Source organism: Bradyrhizobium semiaridum, assembly GCF_020329505.1.
GTDB classification, from domain to species: domain Bacteria; phylum Pseudomonadota; class Alphaproteobacteria; order Rhizobiales; family Xanthobacteraceae; genus Bradyrhizobium; species Bradyrhizobium semiaridum.
Genome location: NZ_JAGKJJ010000068.1, coordinates 1 through 792 on the forward strand (window position 1 = coordinate 1; position 792 = coordinate 792).

Annotated in this window: 1 protein-coding gene; it reads right to left on the reverse strand. The window is 67.2% G+C overall.

Annotation, left to right across the window (positions count from 1 at the left end):
• Positions 1-792: Ig-like domain-containing protein (locus J6500_RS31430; protein ID WP_225716578.1), on the reverse strand; the 792-nt coding region annotated here is incomplete at both ends.

Sequence of the window (792 nt, forward strand, 5' to 3'; positions counted from 1 at the left end):
GTCGGGTTCTGGGTGTCGACCGTCGCGGTGTCGGTGTTGGAGGCCAGGTTGTCGTTGCCGACCGGATCGGTGAACTTGTCGGCCGCAACCGAGATCGCGACCGCCGTCGTCGAGTTGTCGTCGGCGGTGAAGGTCGCCGTGTACTGCAGCGGATTGCCCACCACCGGCTGCAGGTTGGACAGTCCGCCGCCGGTCACCGAGACATCGGCCAGATCGAAGCCGCTGGGGACCTCCGAGAAGGTGAAGGTCACCGTTCCGGTGTTGTTGTGGTCGTTGAACGTCGAGCGGTCGAGGTCGACCACCACCGTCGGATTCTCGGTATCGATGGTGACGGAATCCGTCCCCGTGCCGCCAAGATTGAGCGCGGCGTCGGTGTAGCTGCCGGCGGTGACCGAGACCGAGCCATTGCCGGTGAAGCCGTCGTCGGCGGTGAAGGTCGCGGTGAAGACCAACGGGTCCGCCGTGGCGGCAAGGTTGCTGACCGTGCCGTGCGTTGCGCTGATGTCGGCGGCGGTGAAGCCGACAGGCGCTTCGGAGAACGTGAAGGTCACGACCGAGCTGTTGTGGCCGTCGCTGAGCGCGCCGTCGACGATGTCGACCGTCAGCGTCGGATTCTGGGTGTCGATCGCCACCGTGTCGGTGCCGGTCGATCCGAGATTGCCCGCCACGTCGGTGTAGCTGCCAGCGGCAACCGTGACCGAGCCCGAGGCGGTGATGCCGTCGGTGGCGGTGAAGGTCGCCGTCGCCGAGGTGTGATCCGCCGCCCAGCTCAAGGCCGACAGCGTGCCGCCG